Here is a 14,937-nt window from a genome sequence, read left to right on the forward strand (position 1 = left end):
CTGGGGCAGAATCGGTCCAACTCCCTGCAGGACCGCGCCATGGCCGACAGCACGCAGCATCCCCCGGCCTTCGAGACCCACGTGGTGTCCAACCAGCCGCCGCCGTTCGCAGGGCGCGACCTGTGGGCCGACGATGTCGTCCTGCGCGAAGCGTTCAGTCGCGAGGGCGGTGCGGCATTTGCCGGGCAGGTCGCCACCTACGGTGCGCTCGCCGGCGGCGAGCTGTACCGGCTGGGCTTCGACGCCAATCGCGACCGCCCACGGCTGCGCACGCATGACGCGCAGGGGCACCGCATCGACCAGGTCGAGTTCCACCCCGCGTACCACCAGCTGATGGCCGCGGCCAAGACGCACGGCGTTGCTGGCCTGTCGTGGCAGCACGCGACGCAGCCCGGTGCACACGTCGCCCGCGCCGCGCTCAGTTACCTGCACCACCAGGCCGAGGCGGGTACCAGCTGCCCACTCACCATGACCCACGCCGCGGTCGCGGTGCTGCGCCAGCATTCGGAGCTCTCCGATTGGGCGGACAAGGCGGCCGCCCCGGTCTACGACCCGCGCGATGTGCCGATTGCCGGCAAGGCCGGCATCACCCTGGGCATGGGCATGACCGAAAAGCAGGGCGGCTCGGACGTGCGCAGCAATGCCACTGTCGCCACGCCGCGGGCCGGGGACGGCAGCTACTCGCTGGTCGGGCACAAGTGGTTCTTCTCGGCGCCGATGTCCGATGGCTTCCTGGTGCTGGCGCAGGCGCCGGGTGGCTTGAGCTGCTTCCTGCTGCCGCGACGCCTGCCCGATGGTCGTCGCAACGCGTTCCACCTGATGCGGCTGAAGGACAAGCTGGGCGACTGGTCCAACGCATCGAGCGAGGTCGAGTTCTGCGGCGCGCAGGCGTGGCGGATGGGCGAGGAGGGGCGCGGCGTGGCCACCATCATGGGCATGGTGATGATGACCCGGCTGGACTGCATGCTCGGCGCCGCGGCGGAAATGCGCATGGCACTGGCCCAGGCACTGCACCACGCGCGCCACCGTCAAAGCTTCGGCAAGCGCCTGGTCGAGCACCCGCTGATGGCCAACGTACTGGCCGACCTGGCGCTGGAGTCCGAGGCCGCTACCGCGTTTGCCCTGCGCGTGGCCCGCGCGGTGGACGCCGCGCCACGCGCCCCGGTCGAGGCGGCGTTCGCCCGCATCGCCACCGCGATCGGCAAGTACTGGCTGTGCAAGCGCGTCGTACCGTTCGTCAACGAGGCGCAGGAATGCCTCGGCGGTGCCGGCTACGTGGAGGAATCGATGCTGCCGCGGCTGTACCGGCAGGCGCCGCTGAATTCGATCTGGGAGGGCAGCGGCAACATCCACTGCCTGGACGTGCTGCGCGCGCTTTCACGCGAGCCGCAGACGCTGGCTGCTTTGCGCGAGGAACTGCTGGGTGCCAGCGGGCGCCATTCGGTCTTTGATCGATTTGCCGAGACCTTGCTGGATCCGGCGGAGCAGGCGGCCTTGCACGAGGCCGGCGCGCGCCTGCTGACCGAGCGCTGGGCCTTGGCGCTGCAGGCCGCGGCGCTGCTCAGGGCTGGCAGTCCGCTTGCGGAGAGTTTCGTGACCAGCCGGCTGGCCGTCGGGAGGGGACAGGCCTTCGGCACCCTGGCCGCCGCAACGCCCTTCAACGACATCCTGCTGCGGGCGCTCCCCGCCTGAATCCGGGGCTGGCGGCGGGACTGCGACAGGTGTTTCTCTTACACACGGTGCGCGCGGCCGGGTGCCGGCAAGGAAAAACCCCACGGTCGTTCGACCGTGGGGCTCTGGAATCCAACGATCAGCGGGAATGACTCAGCGACGTTCGACTTCGTCCGCGTTCTGGCGCGCGTCGTCGGCCACATCGCGGGCCTTGTCGGCGACGTTGTCGGCGGCATTGGCGGTAGCCTCGCTGGCGTTGGCAGTTGCGCGGCGGGCAGCGACCTCGGCCTCGTCCGCGGCTTCGGCGGTAGCGTCGGCAGCGCGATCCAGCGCAGCGCGGGATTCGGCGGCAGCCTCGTCGGCGGCCTGGCGGGTGGAGGCGGCGGCGTTGTCGGCCGCCGAAGCGGCATCACGCTTGGCCTGCTCGCCGCTGGGGTTGTTGCAGGCAGCCAAGGCCAGGGTCAGGGCAGAGGCGGCCAGGGGAAACAGGATCTTCTTCATCGGGTGCTCCAGTGGCTTGGGTTGACGGTCCCAGCCTAGGCAGGACCGGATGCAGACCGTGTCAATCCAGCTGAACAGGAGGCAAAGAAAAAGCCGCTGGCAGGGCCAGCGGCTTCTTCAGACTTGCGTTGAAGCAGAACTGATTAGTTCTTGGCTTCTTCAGCAGCGTCCTTGGCCTGGTCGGCCACGTCTTCGGCAGCCTTGGCAGCGTCGGCAGCGGCGTCAGCAGCGGCGTCGGTGGCGGCGCCAGCAGCGGCGTCGGCAGCAGCGCCGGCGGTGTCGGCGGCGGTGGCAGCGGCGTCAGCGGCCTGCTGGGCAGCGTCGGCAACTTCGGTACCTTCGGCGGCAGCCTGGTCGGCGGCAGCCTGGGCTTCGGCAGCGGCTTCGGCAGCGGCTTCGTTGGCCGAAGCGGCGGCGTCAGCAGCCTGTTCCTGCTTCGAGCAGGCAGCGACGGCCAGGGCCAGGGCCAGTGCGATCAGCAGCTTGTTGATGCTCATTAGTGAATCCTCGTCGTTAGATAGGCAACGCGCTGTTGCGCGCCGGGGAACATGATGACAAGCCCAAATTTGCTGTCAAGCACATGCGCATTCAGGTTTGCGAAACAGGGGTTAATTGCTTTTAAATCAATTCAATAGCGATGGCGGTCGCTTCGCCGCCACCGATGCAGAGCGTGGCGACGCCGCGCTTGGCACCGCGGGTGCGCAAAGCATTGACCAGAGTGACCACCAGGCGTGCACCGGAGGCGCCGATCGGATGGCCCAGTGCACAGGCGCCGCCGTGGACGTTGACCTTCTCGTGCGGAATGCCCAGTTCGCGGATGGGGGCCATGGCCACCACCGCAAAGGCTTCGTTGACCTCGAACAGGTCCACGTCCTCCAGCTTCCAGCCGGTCTTTTCCAGCACCTTGTTGATGGCGCCGATGGGCGCGGTGGTGAACCATTCCGGTTCCTGCGAGCAGGTGGCATGGCCGGCGATGCGGGCCAGCGGCTGCAGGCCACGGCGGGAGGCTTCATCGGCCGAGAGCAGGACCACGGCGGCGGCGCCGTCGGAGATGCTCGAGGAGCTGGCCGCGGTCACCGTGCCGTCCTTCTTGAAGGCCGGACGCAGGGTGGGGATCTTGGCTATGTCGGACTTGCCCGGCTGCTCGTCCTGGCTGAATTCGACCTCGCCCTTGCGGGTGGCGACCTTCACCGGAACGATTTCGTCGTTGAATGCGCCATTGGCCGCGGCGGCCTGCGCGCGCCTGACCGATTCAATCGCGTAAGCGTCCTGCTCCTCACGGGTGAAGCCGAACTTGGCCACGGTGGACTCGGCGAACACGCCCATCGGCTGGCCGTCGTACGGGTTGGTCAGGCCGTCCCACGCCATGTGGTCGACGGTCTGGAAGTTGCCGTAGCGGTTGCCGGTGCGCGAGTTCGGCAGCAGGTGCGGGGCGTTGGACATCGATTCCATGCCGCCGGCCACGACGATGCTGGCCGAGCCGGCCTTGATCAGGTCATGGCCGAGCATGATCGCCTTCATGCCCGAACCGCACACCTTGTTGAGCGTGGTGCAGCCGGCGGTGGTCGGCAGGCCGGCGGCAAGCGAGGCCTGGCGCGCGGGCGCCTGGCCCAGGTTGGCCGGCAGCACACAGCCCATGATTACTTCCGACACATCGGCGGCCGGCACGCCCGACTGCTCCAGGGCGGCGCCGATGGCGGCCGCGCCCAAGGTGGTGGCCGGAACGCCGTTGAACTGGCCGAGGAAGGAGCCGATGGCGGTGCGTTTTGCTGCTGCGATGACGATGTCGGACATGTTCAATCCTGTGGATACCTTGCGGTAATTATCGAAAGATGCCGGCGCCATGCCCATTGGACCAACGGCACATATCCCGGCAGACAGCGGACCTGCGTTGCAGTATAGATGGTGGCCGGCGGCCATCCGGGCCGTCTGCACCACCGGGGATGACGGAGCGCTGTGATGAGCAAGGCAGGATTGGCGGCAAGCCTGTTGGCAACTGGCGTGGCACTGGCCCTGACGGCCTGTGGCGGAGGCGGCGGCAACACCAGGGCCGATGCCCCGCCACCCACGCCGCCGCCGTCGGCACCGCCCCCGAGTCCGCCGCCCACGCCGCCGCCGACGACGCCTCCGCCCACCACCCCGCAGCCGGCCATCGATGCGCACCTGGCGCTGACCAATGCCCGCAACACCGGCTACACCGGCGCCGGCTACCGGATCGGCGTGGTCGACTCGGGCGTCAACCGCAACCATCCCACGCTGGCCGGGCGGGTGCTGGCCAACTACAACTACGTGGATCCGCGGACGAACAACACCAGCGTCGATGACGTGGTGGGCCATGGCACCACCGTGGCCCAGCTGGCCGCCGGAGCGGCCACCGGGCAGTGGCCCGGTGGCATCGCGCCCGGGGCACGGATCCTGTCGGCACGGATCATCGCCGACAAGGCGCCGGAGGATGACGGGTCGGGTGATGGCAACGAGGTCGACGGAGCGCTTGGCCTGGCCCCGATCCATCGAGACCTGATCAATGCCGGCATGCGCATCATGAACAACTCATGGGGCGGGCTGTACTGGACCAACCCGGCGGCTACCGCCGCGATCGCCGGCGAGTACCGGCCCTTCATTGCCAACCATGACGGCCTGGTGGTGTTTGCCACCGGCAACGAATCCAAGTCCACGCCCTCGGACATGGCGGCCCTGCCCAGCCAGCCCGGCCCCAACGGCACGCGGCCGGCGGCCGACCTCGAACGAGGCTGGCTGGCGGTGGCTGCGCTGGATACGGCCAACCCCACGCAACTGGCGTCCTATTCCAATGCCTGCGGCGATGCACGCAACTACTGCCTGGTCGCGCCGGGCACCTCGATCTTCATCCACGCCGACAGCACGCCCGACGACCTCAAGTACTACTACGGCAGCGGCACCTCGTACGCCGCGCCGCTGGTATCCGGTGCCGCGGCCCTGGTCTGGGAAGCCTTTCCCTGGTTCAACAACGACCTGGTCCGGCAGACCCTGCTGGGCACGGCCACGGACCTCGGCGAACCCGGCGTGGACGCGGTGTTTGGCCACGGCCTGCTCAACGTCGGCAAGGCGGTGAAGGGACCGGGCCGGCTGGACTGGGGCAACATCACCGCCGACGTGCCGGTGCTGGCCAACAAGCCGGTGTGGGGCAACGACATCAGTGGCGCGGGCGGGATCATCAAGCGCGGCGCCGGCGGACTGGTGCTGACCGGCGACAACAGCTACCTGGGCCGGACCCGGATCGAGGAAGGCGTGCTGGTCCTGCAGGGGCAGGGCGCGCTGGCCTCGGGCGTGGACATTGCAGCCACGTCCTCGGCCGTGCTGCAGTTCCACCAGGGCGGACGCGTGCGTGGCGACGTGGCCAATGCCGGCGTCGTGGCCCTGCTCGATGCCGGGGCCCCGGGCCGGATCGACGGCAACTACGTGCAGTTGGCCAGCGGCATGTTCCTGACCCTGCTCGGGGCGCAGCCGCTGCAGGTCGGTGGCACCGCCACGCTCAATGGCGGCCAGGTCTACGTGGGGGGCGTGGTGGATGGCTACGTCACCCGACAGACCCAGCGCCTGATCGATGCCCAGGGCGGGCTGAGCGGCCAGTTCGGATCACTGGGCTGGGGCCAGCAGTTCAGCCTGCTCGAGGCCACGTTCGCCTATGACGCCAACTCGGCATGGCTGGAACTGACGCGGGTGGAGGTCAATGCCGCCGCCGCGGCGGTCGGCCTGGGTGGCAGCGCCCTGGCCTCGGCGAGCCGGCTGGAATCGGCGTTCGGCGTGCTTGATGGCATCCCGCCGGGCAGCCTGGCTGGCCTCGGGGGTGGCTTCACCGCAGCCGCCGCGCAATTGCAGCGGGTCGCGCCCGCCGCCCTCGGGGCGACGCTGGAAAGCCTGTCCGGGCAGTCGCATGCCACTGCCTCGGCGATGACCTTCGACAGCCTGGACATGGGTCGGCGGGCGCTGTCGGCCGAACTGGAGACGCGCCTGCAGGAGCGTCCGCAGGCCAGCAGCTGGATGCGCCAGCTCGGTGGTGGCGGCCGCGGAAGTTATGCCGGCAGTGGGTTCCAGCTCGATGGCTGGATGATCGGCCGCGACGCGTCGTGGGGTAGCAACGGGGCGCTGGGTTTTGCCTTCGGCGAGACCCGCGCGCTGCATTCGCCGCAGGCGCTGCTGGACCGCGGCCGCGATCGCCAGACCCAGGCCCAGCTGTATGCGGGCTGGAACATGGGCAGCGGCTACGTGCTGGGCCAGGCGGGCGCCGGCGCCTTCACCCGCGACATCGACCGCCAGCTGCTGCTGGGCAGTGAAGCCACCGGCGTGCATGCCGACTACAACGGCAGCTTCCGTACCGCGGCGGTGGAAGCCGGCTATCGCCTCGGCTCCGGCACCATGGAGCTGACGCCCTACCTCGGCGCGTCCTACGCACGGGTGGAGGGTGGTGGCTTCAGCGAGGAGGGCGGCCATGGGTTCGGCCTGCGCGCCGATGCCTGGTCGTCATCGCGCAGCCAGGCCCTGGCCGGTGTACGCGGTCGTTACCAAGGGCGCAACTGGAGCGTGGGTGGCTATGCCGAATGGCAGCAGACCCTGGCCAGCGATGGCCTGGAGCTGGCGGCCAGTTTTGTCGGCGTGGATGCGTGGACGCCGCTGCAGGGGCTGCAGCCGCAGCGGTCGGGCGGCCTGGCTGGTTTCTCGATCGATACCTGGCTGTCGCGCAACAGCCGCCTGGGCCTGGGCTACGACCAGCGCTTCGGTCCGCGCGGCAACGACGCGCTGGCGTCGCTGCGTTACTGGTACGGGTTCTGATCCTGTCGCGGGCCGGGTGCCCGCGGCATGCCCTCACTCGCCCCGCAGGCTGCCCATGCGCGGCCGGGTGCGGCCCATCGGCATCTTCAGCTTGCCGATGGACTGGATGCGCGCTTCGGCCATGCGGTCGGCCATGCGCTGCGGCGATATGTCCTCGCGCGCGGACTGCTCGAAAATGCGGCCCAGCGTGTGGTAGATGCTGCGGATCAGGCGCATCGCGCGCTCGCGGTTGTAGCCGTCGATCTCCAGCGACACGTTCATGACGCCGCCGGAATTCACCGCGTAATCGGGCGCGTGCAGGATGCCGCGGCGATGCAGTTCGTCGCCGACTTCCGGGCTGGCCAGCTGGTTGTTGGCGGTGCCGCAGATGATCTTCACCTTCAGCCGCGACAGCGCGTCCATGGTCAGCGCACCCTCGAGCGCACACGGGGCGAAGATGTCGGCCTGCACGTCGAGGATATCCTCGGGCCTGACCGCCTCGGCGCCGTATTCGCTCACCGCGCGCTGCACGAGGGACTGGTCCAGGTCGGCGACGTAGAGCCTGGCGCCACGGTCGCGCAGCAGCTTCACCAGCTCCATGCCGATGTGGCCCAGGCCCTGCACCGCGATGCTGGTCTTGCCGACTTCCTCATGGCCGAGTTTGTGCGCCATCGCGGCCATCAGGCCCTGCAGCGCGCCATAGGCAGTGAACGGGGCCGGGTCGCCGGAGCCGCCATGCACCTGGTGCACGCCGGTGACGTACTCGCTCTCCAGGTAGATGTGTTCCATGTCGTTGACGTCGGTGCCGACATCCTCGGCGGTGATGTAGCGGCCACCCAGTGCATCGACATGGCGGCCGAAGGCACGGAACAGCACCTCGGTCTTGTCGGTGCGGGGGTCGCCGATGATCACCGCCTTGCCGCCACCGACATTGAGGCCGGCAAGTGCGTTCTTGTAGGTCATCGTGCGGCTGAGATGCAGCGCATCGGCCAGCGCCTCCTCCGTGCTGGCGTAGGGACGCATGCGCACGCCGCCCAGCGCCGGGCCCAGCGTGGTGTTGTGGATGGCGATGATCGCGCGCAGTCCGGCATCGGGGTTGTGGCAGAACACGACCTGTTCGTGGCCGGAGGTGGCGAGGGTCTCGAAAAGCATGTGAGCTCCGATGGCGCGTTTTGCGGGAACGCCTGCGATGTTGCAGGGAAGCGGGCCGGAATGAGTGAAGTACGGACGTCTTGCACGTCGTGCAGGCCGCCATTCTAAGCCATTCGCCGCCGGTGCCCGTGGAGCGGCCGGAGCGGCCATCGGGAGGGCGGCGACGGGCCGGGTGTAAAGTGCCGCTCCCATCCATCGCCTGCAGGTACACGCCATGACGGCTTTCGCGTTCTATCCCATCGGCACTCCCGGCCAGCCCTGGGGCGAGGCGGAGCGCGCGCAGTGGCTGGCGCGGCAGCGGGTGCAGCGCAGCTACGTCGGCGAGGTCGTGAGCCGCATCGACGCGCTGCGCGACCGCTTCGATGTGGTGCAGTACGGCAACTTGGACTATCCCTCCGGCAGCTATCCGTTGCTGGCCATCCGCAGCCGCGACTGGAACGCGCAATTGCCGACGGCGCTGGTGACCGGCGGCGTGCATGGCTACGAAACCAGCGGCGTGCACGGTGCGCTGCAGTTCGTCGAGGACCACGGCCAGGCCTATGCCGGCCGCACCAACCTGCTGGTTGCCCCCTGCGTCAGTCCGTGGGGCTATGAGCGCATCCAGCGCTGGAACGCGCTGGCGCTCGACCCCAACCGCTCCTTCGTCGCCGACAGCCCGGCCCCGGAGTCGGCCGCGCTGATGGCACTGGTTGCCTCGGTTCAAGGTCCGTTCCTGATGCACGTGGACCTGCACGAAACCACCGATACCGACGAAAGCGAGTTCCGGCCGGCGCTGGCCGCGCGTGACGGCAAGCCCTTCGTGCCAGGTGGGATTCCCGATGGCTTCTATCTGGTCGACGACAGCGGCAACCGGCAGCCGGCGTTCCAGCAGGCGGTGATCACCGCGGTCGAGCAGGTCACCCATATCGCCCCGGCTGATAACGAAGGCCAGATCATTGGCTCGCCGGTGGTCGCCCATGGCGTCATCGAGTACCCGCTCAAGGCGCTGGGCCTGTGTGCCAGCGTCAGCGGCGCGCGCTACACGACCACTACCGAGGTCTATCCCGACAGCCCGTCGGCCACGCCGGAGCAGTGCAACCAGGCGCAGGTGGCCGCGGTGCGCGCTGGCCTGGACTACGCGCTCGCCCATCCCTGAGACCCACGCATCGTGCTGCCGGCGTTCCTCCCGGCATGACCGTTGGCGGTAGCCGGGCAGGGGGTGAAGTGGGTGACAATCGGTGATCGCTCAGAAGGATTGCCTGCCGATGCCCGCTTCTCCCGCGTTGTTCCGCCGTCCCGGCCTGGTGGCCCAGATCGTCATCGGCCTGGTGGCCGGCATCGTGCTGGCGCTGCTGTCGCCGCGCGCCGGTGCCGCCGTTGGCCTGCTGGGCACGATCTTCGTGTCCGCGCTGAAGGCGGTGGCCCCGGTCCTGGTGCTGGTGCTGGTCGCTGCATCGGTCGCAACCCACCGCCATGGCGAGAAGACCGGGATCAAACCGGTGCTGGCGTTGTACCTGGTCGGCACCGTCCTGGCCGCGCTGATCGGCGTGGCGGCCAGCTTCATGTTCCCCACCGTGCTGGACCTGCGCGCGCCGGCCGAAGCCAGCCTCGCCCCGCCCGGGGGGATTGGCGAGGTGCTGCGGACGCTGGTGCTGAAGATCTTCGACAACCCGGTCAACGCGCTGGTGCAGGGCAACTACATCGGCTTGCTGGCATGGGGCGCGGGCCTGGGCTTTGCGCTGCGCCATGCCACCGAGGGCACCCGCCAGGCACTGGCTGACCTGGCCACCGCGATCACCTGGCTGGTTCGGCTGGTGATCCGGCTGGCGCCGTTGGGCGTATTCGGCATCGTCGCCTCGGTGCTGGCCGAATCCGGCCTCGGCGCGTTGCAGGCCTACGCGCAGCTGCTGGGCGTGCTGGTCGGGGCGATGCTGTTCGTGGCCCTGGTTGCCAATCCGCTGATCGTGTTCGCAGTCACCCGGCGCAACCCGTATCCGCTGGTGCTGACCTGCCTGCGCGAAAGCGGCATCACCGCTTTCTTCACCCGCTCATCGGCGGCCAACATCCCGGTCAACCTCGAGCTGTGCCGAAAGCTCGGCTTGGACGAGGAAACCTATTCGATCGCGATCCCGCTCGGCGCCACGATCAACATGGCCGGCGCGGCGATCACCATCTCGGTGCTGAGCCTGGCCGCGGTGCATACCCTTGGCATCCCGGTGGACCTGCCCACGGCACTGCTGCTGAGCGTGGTGGCGGCCATCGGCGCCTGCGGTGCCTCCGGCGTGCCGGGCGGCTCGCTGCTGCTGATCCCGCTGGCCTGCGGCCTGTTCGGCATCAGCGATGACATCGCCATGCAGGTGGTGGCCATCGGCTTCATCGTCGGCGTGGTGCAGGACTCGGCCGAGACCGCGCTCAATTCCTCCACCGACGTGGTGTTCGTGGCGGCGGTCAGCCGCCGCGAGGCCGACAGGGCCAGCGCCGGTTGAGCCTCAACGGCGCCGGCGCACCAGCGTCGACGCCGCCTCCAGTACGGCCCTGGTGAGCAGGCCCATGCTGTTGACCTCGCCCTTCCAGTGCTGCCAGTACAGCGGCACGTCTTCCCAGACCCGCTGCTTGACGTAGACCAGCCGGCCGCTTTCCAGATGCCGGCGCACCAGCGGCAACGGGTTCATGGTCCAGCCCAGCCCACCGAGGTTGGCCTGCACGAAGGCGCGGGTGGAGGGAATCCACCAGGTCGGCGCGTTGAGCGGCTGCTCGCTGCCGGCCAGCCGCCGCGCGTGGCGGGCCTGCAGGTCGTCCTTGCGGTTGAACACCAGCACCGGCGCCTGCGCGAGCGACTGCGCATTGACCCCGCGGGCAAAGTGCCGGGCATGGAACTCCGGCGTGCAGGTGGCCACGTAGCGGATGCTGCCCAGCGGATGGATCTGGCAGCCCTGCACCGGCTCGGACAGCGTGGTCACCGCACCCAGCACCGCGCCCTGGCGCAGCAGCGCCACGGTGTGGTCCTGGTCCTCGGTATGCAGGTCCAGCGTCGTGCCGGTGGAGTGCGAGAAGCGGATCGCCGCTTCCGGGAACCAGGTCTCCAGGCTGTCGTGGTTCACCGCCACCGGAATACTGGCGCGCGGCAGGTCCTCCTCTGCCACGCCCATGCGGTGCAGCGCGTCGTGCTCGAGCAGGGCCATCTGTTCGGCCAGCTGCACCAGCACCCGGCCCTCGGCGGTGGCCTCGGCCGGGGTCGAGCGTTTGACCAGCAGGTGGCCCACGCGCTCCTCCAGCGCCTTGATCCTTTGCGATACCGCCGAGGCGGTGACGTTGAGCGATTGCGCGGCGCGCTCGAATCCGCCTTCGCGGACGACGGCGGCAAGCGCGCGGAGCTGGGCGTGGTCAAGGCGCATTCTTAAGTTCTGCTAAAGATACTTAAAGAAGTTTAGATCAACTTCTTGATGCTGCAGTGCCACAATGCGCTCATCCCCGACGCCGTGGAGTCTCCCGGCGCCCTCGTTACACCAGGTATCCCCATGTTTTCCGCACTTACCAGCAATGCCGGCCTGGGCGCGTGGCTCAGTGGCGCCGGTGTTGGCATCGGCCTGTTCGCCATCGTCGGCGCGCAGAGCGCCTTCATCCTGCGCCAAGGCATCATGCGCCAGCACGTGTTTGCCGTGATCGGCACCTGCGCGGCGATCGATGCCACCTTCATCTTTGCCAGCGTGGCCGGCCTGCGCACGATCACCGACAACCTGCCGTGGCTGACCACGGTGCTGCTGTGGGGGGGCGTGGCGTTCCTGGCGTGGTACGCGCTGCAGTCTGCGCGTCGCGCGATGAGCGGCGGCGGTGGACTGCATGTGGACGACAACGCCGAGTCCTCGCGCCGTGCGGCGATGATGGCCGCGGCGGGCTTTTCCATCATCAATCCGCATTTCTGGCTGGACATGATGGTGATCGGCTCGATCGCCGAGAACTTCGGCAATGCGCGGATGAGCTTTGCCGCTGGCGTGGTTACCGCCAGCTTCCTGTGGCTGACGGCGCAGGGCCTGGGGGCGCGCCTGCTGGCGCCGCTGTTCACCCGGCCCGGCACGTGGCGGGTGCTCGACGGCACCATCGCCGTGCTGCTGAGCGTGCTGGCCCTGACCCTGGCGATCCGCGGGGTCAACTGACCCCGCTCAGGCCCTGCCGCGCAGGGCCAGGTTCAGCTGGTCGATCTGGATGGCCCAGTCGGCGTCCTCGACCCATTCCTCGCGCAGCAGGTCGGCCTGGGCCGCGGTCCAGAACGGCGCATCGGCCAGCCGCACGGTTTCGGGCAGCGGCGAATGCCGGGCGATGAAGGCGCGGATGCTGGCCTCGTCGGACGGCAGGCCGAGCTGGGCGAACAACTGGTGGAACGGGTGCAGCGGCATTTCCATGGTGGGGGCTCCTGTCGTTCTGTGCCGGGCCGCACCCGGCAATCCAAGGGGTCAACGGCGCTGGGCGAACAACCATTCCCACATCGCCGCATCGCGGTAGGCCGGATCCCAGGCATTGTGCCCGACACCCGTGTATTCGGTGTAACGGAAATCGGCGCCGATCTCCCTGGCTGCCTGCAGCAGGCGACGGTCGTCTTCGGGCGGAACCAGCGGGTCGTCGGCGCCGTGGAAGCTCCACACCGGCACATGCCGTAGCCGCTGCGCCACCACCTTCCACGGCTCGGCCTCGCCAGCCACCTGTTCGACGAACAGCGTCGGCCGCTCGGCACGCGGCGCATGCAGGGCGCCGCAGACCGGCACCAGCGCAGCAAACCGCTGCGGGTGGAGCAGGGCGGTTTCCCACGTGCCATAGCCGCCCATCGACATGCCGGTCAGGTAGGTGCGGTCGCGGTCGCCGCCGAATTCATCACTGGCCGCTTCCAGCGCCGCCATTGCCATGGTCACGTTGCGGCCCAGCCATTCCTCGCCTTCCGGCGCCTGCGGCAGCACCACCAGGGCGGGGAAGGTACGGGCGTTTGCCAGCAGGTATGGCCCCAGGCCGACACTGAGCTGGCGGCGGCCATCGCTGCCGCGCTCACCGGAACCGTGCAGGAACAGCACGACGGGCCTGGGCGCCTTGGCCTGGCCGGCGGGCACGAACACCTGGTAACGCCAGGTGCGTCCATCCAGTTCCAGCTGGCGCTCGACGAAACCGCCGCGAGCGGAGCCCGGCGCGGGGCCGGGCAGTGCGGCGCAGGCGGTCAGCAGGGGCAGCATCAGGGCAAGCAGCATCCGCATCGTCGTTTCCGGCATCGAAGATGGGCGGAGGATAGTGCGCGCGCCGTCCACGGCGGGTGCAAGCGCGTGGCCGCCGCAGCGGGCTTGCTGTCAGAATCCGCTGTCCCCGGTCCTTTGTGGAATGGCAATGCGGAAATGCTGCGCGCTGGTGCTGTCGGGCCTGTTCCTGGTGCTTGCTGCCTGTGCGCAGCCGCCGCGCGGTGCGTGGACCGATGAGGCCGGGGCCGGCCGCTATGTGTTTGGTGACGATGGCCAGGTCAGCATCAGCCTGGCCGGTGCCCAGCATCAGGGCCGCTACACCCGCCAGGACGAGCGGGTGCGCATCGAGCTGGCCACGGGCTCGGTGCTGGAGTTCCAGCTGCAGGACGACGGCAGCCTGCTGGGCCCGATGGGCGTTCGACTGCGTCCGGTGGACGAGTGACCCTGGCCGGCGGCGACACCGGCCGACAGCCCTTCAGTCCTGTCTCCTGCAGCCGATACCGACGGCGGTCCCCTGCATGAATCCTCCGAGCCTCCCGATGGTGCCCTTGCTTGCCGCATTGACTGCTGCCGCCATGGCGATCCTGGTGTTCGTCGTGTCGCGCGCCGCACGCCGGCACGACTCGACCGAAGAAAAGGTGCGGCCCAGCCGTTCACGCTGGTCCGGCGATCCGGTTGCCGCAAAGGCGGTGACTTCGGCTTTTGATCCAGCGGTGCTGGCCGATGTCCGCGGCCGGCTGCTGGCGATGGCGCTGGAGGCCGCCCAGCCACATGCTGCGGAGGAACAGGTCGCGCATGACGAGGCCGCCGCCGGTGCCGGTGCCGTGCTGGCGCGGCTGGACCTGTCACCACGCTACACGCCGCGTCGCCCGCACCTGCTGCCGCAGCTGGTGCAGACGGTGAACGATGCCGATTCCTCGGCCCGCGAGATCGCCGGAATCATTGCCCAGGACCCGGTGCTGGTCGGTAACCTGCTGCGCATCGCCAACAGTCCGCTGTACCGCCTGCAGGCGCGCCCGGTGGAAAGCATCGAACGTGCGGTGACCCTGCTGGGCACCGACGGCATCCGCCAGATCATTTCCGCCGCGCTGGTGCAGCCGGTGATGAAGCTCGGCGGCAGCGCCTTCCCGCAGTTCCAGTCGGTGGTGTGGGAGCACTCGCTGCTGGCCGGCGCCGCAGCGGCCGACCATGCCCGCGCGATCGGCCGCGAGGACGGACTGCCGGCCCAGTTGCTGGCGCTGCTGCATGGCCTGGCCGGGGTCGTGGTGGTGCAGGTACTGCTGGACGAATACGAGCGTCGTCCTGGCCTGGTGCCCTCGGCCACGGTGGCACGCGCACTGCTGCAACAGTGGGTGCCGGTCACCGCAGAACGCATTGCCGAGCGCTGGGCGCTGCCCGATCCGCTGCGCGACGCACTGCGCGCGGCTGTCGACGGCAGTGGCAGTTCGGTCTCGCTGGCGCGCTCGCTGGAGTTCGGCCAGGTGGCGGCCACGCTCACCCTCCAGTGCCGTCGCGGCGAGCTGGAGGAATCCGAAGCACTGGCCATCCTTGGCGCGCGCGAATCGCAGTCCCACGCCACGCAGTGGATCTGGCGCCGGCTGCGTGCCTCGGAGCAGGACGCAGCCTGACC

14 protein-coding genes are annotated in these 14,937 nt (G+C 69.2%); 7 read left to right on the top strand and 7 right to left on the bottom strand.

Annotated elements, in window-relative coordinates; all coding sequences use genetic code 11:
• Nucleotides 1-39: 39 nt before the first annotated feature.
• Nucleotides 40-1,692 (top strand): acyl-CoA dehydrogenase family protein, encoded by a 1,653-nt coding sequence (locus LG380_RS01570; RefSeq protein WP_225763290.1) that lies wholly within the window; start codon nucleotides 40-42, stop codon nucleotides 1,690-1,692.
• A gap of 132 nt (nucleotides 1,693-1,824) precedes the next feature.
• Here LG380_RS01570 and LG380_RS01575 read toward each other — a convergent pair whose 3' ends face one another.
• The 3 genes from LG380_RS01575 to LG380_RS01585 all read right to left on the bottom strand — a co-directional run bounded on the left by LG380_RS01575 (nucleotide 1,825) and on the right by LG380_RS01585 (nucleotide 3,966).
• Nucleotides 1,825-2,172 carry a hypothetical protein gene (locus tag LG380_RS01575; protein WP_225763291.1) on the bottom strand — a complete coding sequence of 116 codons (348 nt, stop codon included), beginning with the start codon at nucleotides 2,170-2,172 and terminating at the stop codon, nucleotides 1,825-1,827.
• Nucleotides 2,173-2,315: 143 nt separating this feature from the next.
• Nucleotides 2,316-2,669 (bottom strand): hypothetical protein, encoded by a 354-nt coding sequence (locus tag LG380_RS01580; RefSeq protein WP_225763292.1) that lies wholly within the window; start codon nucleotides 2,667-2,669, stop codon nucleotides 2,316-2,318.
• A 121-nt stretch (nucleotides 2,670-2,790) separates the two neighbouring features.
• Entirely contained in the window at nucleotides 2,791-3,966 is a 1,176-nt protein-coding gene (locus LG380_RS01585) for an acetyl-CoA C-acyltransferase (RefSeq protein ID WP_225763293.1), read from the bottom strand.
• A 165-nt stretch (nucleotides 3,967-4,131) separates the two neighbouring features.
• Here LG380_RS01585 and LG380_RS01590 point away from each other — a divergent pair, with 165 nt between their 5' ends.
• Nucleotides 4,132-6,981 (top strand): autotransporter serine protease, encoded by a 2,850-nt coding sequence (locus tag LG380_RS01590; protein WP_225763294.1) that lies wholly within the window; start codon nucleotides 4,132-4,134, stop codon nucleotides 6,979-6,981.
• Between the two features lie 33 nt (nucleotides 6,982-7,014).
• Here LG380_RS01590 and LG380_RS01595 read toward each other — a convergent pair whose 3' ends face one another.
• The gene (locus LG380_RS01595; RefSeq protein WP_225763295.1) at nucleotides 7,015-8,112 is read right to left on the bottom strand and encodes a Glu/Leu/Phe/Val dehydrogenase dimerization domain-containing protein; all 1,098 of its coding nucleotides are present in this window, start codon (nucleotides 8,110-8,112) and stop codon (nucleotides 7,015-7,017) included.
• A 214-nt stretch (nucleotides 8,113-8,326) separates the two neighbouring features.
• Between LG380_RS01595 and LG380_RS01600 the strand changes: the two genes are divergently transcribed.
• Together LG380_RS01600 and sstT are read left to right on the top strand one after the other, a co-directional pair.
• Nucleotides 8,327-9,247, top strand: a complete 921-nt coding sequence (locus tag LG380_RS01600) for a M14 family metallocarboxypeptidase (RefSeq protein WP_225763296.1) — start codon at nucleotides 8,327-8,329, stop codon at nucleotides 9,245-9,247.
• A gap of 109 nt (nucleotides 9,248-9,356) precedes the next feature.
• A complete protein-coding gene (gene sstT, locus LG380_RS01605) occupies nucleotides 9,357-10,577 on the top strand; it encodes a serine/threonine transporter SstT (RefSeq protein WP_225763297.1) in 1,221 nt (406 codons plus the stop codon).
• A gap of 3 nt (nucleotides 10,578-10,580) precedes the next feature.
• On the opposite strand, the gene LG380_RS01610 is transcribed toward sstT, so the two are convergent.
• Nucleotides 10,581-11,486 carry a LysR family transcriptional regulator ArgP gene (locus LG380_RS01610; RefSeq protein ID WP_225763298.1) on the bottom strand — a complete coding sequence of 302 codons (906 nt, stop codon included), beginning with the start codon at nucleotides 11,484-11,486 and terminating at the stop codon, nucleotides 10,581-10,583.
• Between the two features lie 123 nt (nucleotides 11,487-11,609).
• Between LG380_RS01610 and LG380_RS01615 the strand changes: the two genes are divergently transcribed.
• Complete coding sequence (locus tag LG380_RS01615) at nucleotides 11,610-12,245, top strand: LysE family transporter (RefSeq protein WP_225763299.1); 636 nt, start codon at nucleotides 11,610-11,612, stop codon at nucleotides 12,243-12,245.
• Nucleotides 12,246-12,251: 6 nt separating this feature from the next.
• Here LG380_RS01615 and LG380_RS01620 read toward each other — a convergent pair whose 3' ends face one another.
• Nucleotides 12,252-12,491 (bottom strand): DUF2789 domain-containing protein, encoded by a 240-nt coding sequence (locus tag LG380_RS01620; protein ID WP_225763300.1) that lies wholly within the window; start codon nucleotides 12,489-12,491, stop codon nucleotides 12,252-12,254.
• A 51-nt stretch (nucleotides 12,492-12,542) separates the two neighbouring features.
• A complete protein-coding gene (locus LG380_RS01625; RefSeq protein ID WP_225766406.1) occupies nucleotides 12,543-13,307 on the bottom strand; it encodes a prolyl oligopeptidase family serine peptidase in 765 nt (254 codons plus the stop codon).
• A 148-nt stretch (nucleotides 13,308-13,455) separates the two neighbouring features.
• On the opposite strand from LG380_RS01625, the gene LG380_RS01630 reads away from it, so the two are divergent.
• Together LG380_RS01630 and LG380_RS01635 are read left to right on the top strand one after the other, a co-directional pair.
• Entirely contained in the window at nucleotides 13,456-13,749 is a 294-nt protein-coding gene (locus tag LG380_RS01630) for a hypothetical protein (protein WP_225763301.1), read from the top strand.
• 76 nt (nucleotides 13,750-13,825) lie between these two features.
• Nucleotides 13,826-14,935 (top strand): HDOD domain-containing protein, encoded by a 1,110-nt coding sequence (locus LG380_RS01635; RefSeq protein ID WP_225763302.1) that lies wholly within the window; start codon nucleotides 13,826-13,828, stop codon nucleotides 14,933-14,935.
• The last annotated feature ends 2 nt before the right edge of the window (nucleotides 14,936-14,937 follow it).

The sequence above is a fragment of the Stenotrophomonas sp. Marseille-Q4652 genome (assembly GCF_916618915.1).
Classification (GTDB): domain Bacteria; phylum Pseudomonadota; class Gammaproteobacteria; order Xanthomonadales; family Xanthomonadaceae; genus Stenotrophomonas.

Excerpts from the sequence above, each read along its gene's own strand:
- LG380_RS01580 (WP_225763292.1), bottom strand. The coding sequence starts at position 2,669 with ATGAGCATCAACAAGCTGCTGATCGCACTGGCCCTGGCCCTGGCCGTC.
- LG380_RS01610 (WP_225763298.1), bottom strand. The coding sequence starts at position 11,486 with ATGCGCCTTGACCACGCCCAGCTCCGCGCGCTTGCCGCCGTCGTCCGC.
- LG380_RS01590 (WP_225763294.1), top strand. The coding sequence starts at position 4,132 with ATGAGCAAGGCAGGATTGGCGGCAAGCCTGTTGGCAACTGGCGTGGCA.
- LG380_RS01625 (WP_225766406.1), bottom strand. The coding sequence starts at position 13,307 with ATGCTGCCCCTGCTGACCGCCTGCGCCGCACTGCCCGGCCCCGCGCCG.
- LG380_RS01570 (WP_225763290.1), top strand. The coding sequence starts at position 40 with ATGGCCGACAGCACGCAGCATCCCCCGGCCTTCGAGACCCACGTGGTG.
- LG380_RS01620 (WP_225763300.1), bottom strand. The coding sequence starts at position 12,491 with ATGGAAATGCCGCTGCACCCGTTCCACCAGTTGTTCGCCCAGCTCGGC.
- LG380_RS01635 (WP_225763302.1), top strand. The coding sequence starts at position 13,826 with ATGAATCCTCCGAGCCTCCCGATGGTGCCCTTGCTTGCCGCATTGACT.
- LG380_RS01630 (WP_225763301.1), top strand. The coding sequence starts at position 13,456 with ATGCGGAAATGCTGCGCGCTGGTGCTGTCGGGCCTGTTCCTGGTGCTT.
- LG380_RS01595 (WP_225763295.1), bottom strand. The coding sequence starts at position 8,112 with ATGCTTTTCGAGACCCTCGCCACCTCCGGCCACGAACAGGTCGTGTTC.
- LG380_RS01615 (WP_225763299.1), top strand. The coding sequence starts at position 11,610 with ATGTTTTCCGCACTTACCAGCAATGCCGGCCTGGGCGCGTGGCTCAGT.
- sstT (WP_225763297.1), top strand. The coding sequence starts at position 9,357 with ATGCCCGCTTCTCCCGCGTTGTTCCGCCGTCCCGGCCTGGTGGCCCAG.
- LG380_RS01585 (WP_225763293.1), bottom strand. The coding sequence starts at position 3,966 with ATGTCCGACATCGTCATCGCAGCAGCAAAACGCACCGCCATCGGCTCC.
- LG380_RS01600 (WP_225763296.1), top strand. The coding sequence starts at position 8,327 with ATGACGGCTTTCGCGTTCTATCCCATCGGCACTCCCGGCCAGCCCTGG.
- LG380_RS01575 (WP_225763291.1), bottom strand. The coding sequence starts at position 2,172 with ATGAAGAAGATCCTGTTTCCCCTGGCCGCCTCTGCCCTGACCCTGGCC.